Below are 1,266 nucleotides of genomic sequence, written 5' to 3'. Positions count from 1 at the left end.
CCCCACGCCCAGCTCCAGCCCCCGCTGCGGACGTCCACGACCCCCAGCAGGGCCGAGGCGGGGTCGGGCCAGGTCCCCAGGTGCTCCAGCACGTACCCCAGCCGGGCCGCCAGGAGCGCCGCCAGCAGCACCCACCACCCCCGGGCCTCCAGGCCCCGGCGCGCCGCCAGCGCGGTGAAGGCCAGGGCCCCCAGCAGCAGGGCCAGGTTGGGCCAGCTCAGGGCCAGCGGCCCCAGCAGGAGGGCGTCGGGGGTCAGGCTCATCGCTCCAGAGGATAGCCCGCCGACTGCCAGGCCAGTATGCCGCCCTGCACGTTGCGCACGTCCTTGAAGCCGAGCTCGGCCAGCGTCCGGCTGGCCTGTACCGAGCGGTTGCCGCTGCGGCAGATCACGTACACCGGGGCGTCCTTGGGGAGCTGCCCGGCCCGGGCGGCCACCTGCCCCAGGGGCAGCAGGGTGGACCCCGGCACGTGCCCCTCGGCGTACTCGTAGGGCTCGCGCACGTCCAGCACGACGCGGCCGGGCTCGCTGGCGGCCCGAAGCTCCTGCACGCTCACGTCCTTGTAGCCCGGCTTGGGGGCGCAGCCGTTGAACAACATGAGGACCGCCAGGACCGCCAGGAGCCAGGGCGTCACCCGGCACGGCGAGAAGCCCTGCACCCGGCAGGCCAGGAAGGGGCGCAGGCGGCCCATCAGCGCACGCCTCCGATGGTCTCGAGAACGGCCTCCACGAAGGCCCGCCCGGGCCGGCCGTCCAGCGCCTGCTGCACCTGTTCGCGGATTTCGTCGGGGAGCATCTTCTCCATGTCCATGGCTTTTCCTCTGGGCTCCGTAGAGCCTCGCTCCATTATACCCCGGGGGGATATATCTGTAAAGCAAGCCGTAATCGGCCCGGCAATACTTGAACAAACGCTCATGTATTGCTAGACTCCTGCTATAGCTGAGCGGTTGCTCAGATATTGAAACCGCGTTCTCAAGAGGAGCCCTGATGAGCCGCCCAACGCCCGCACCCCCCGCGCCCTCCGCGCCCGAGCTGTGCTACCGGGTCGAGGGGATGGACTGCGCCGACTGCGCCAACAAGATCGAGGCCCTCGTCCGCAAGACCCCCGGCGCCAGCAACCCCCGGGCGGTCTTCGCCACGCAGCTCCTCCGGCTCAACCTCGACGAGTCGGTCACGCCGCGCCGGCGGCTCGAGGCCGACCTCCGCGCGCTGGGCTACGAGCCGACCCTGCGCAGCGCCGGCGCCGAGGCGCGGGAAGCGCACGCCC

Annotated in this window: 2 protein-coding genes and 1 pseudogene; 1 reads left to right on the top strand and 2 read right to left on the bottom strand. The window is 71.6% G+C overall.

The annotated features are described in order from the left end of the window. Positions 1-263 (bottom strand): annotated as a pseudogene (locus tag MEICH_RS30225) (TlpA family protein disulfide reductase); the annotation flags it as partial. Beyond that, entirely contained in the window at positions 260-691 is a 432-nt protein-coding gene (locus tag MEICH_RS0115520) for a rhodanese-like domain-containing protein (RefSeq protein WP_081698386.1), read from the bottom strand. The pseudogene MEICH_RS30225 and the gene MEICH_RS0115520, both read right to left, overlap by 4 nt. A 295-nt stretch (positions 692-986) precedes the next feature. Between MEICH_RS0115520 and MEICH_RS29450 the strand changes: the two genes are divergently transcribed. Continuing rightward, a partial coding sequence (locus MEICH_RS29450; protein WP_174422446.1) for a cation transporter occupies positions 987-1,266 on the top strand: 280 nt, incomplete at its 3' end.

The organism is Calidithermus chliarophilus DSM 9957 (assembly GCF_000430045.1).
GTDB classification, from domain to species: domain Bacteria; phylum Deinococcota; class Deinococci; order Deinococcales; family Thermaceae; genus Calidithermus; species Calidithermus chliarophilus.
The sequence above is the reverse complement of the archived record's forward strand: the minus strand, read 5'-3'. Positions and strand labels throughout refer to the sequence as shown.

Excerpts from the sequence above, each read along its gene's own strand:
- MEICH_RS0115520 (WP_081698386.1), bottom strand. The coding sequence starts at position 691 with ATGGGCCGCCTGCGCCCCTTCCTGGCCTGCCGGGTGCAGGGCTTCTCG.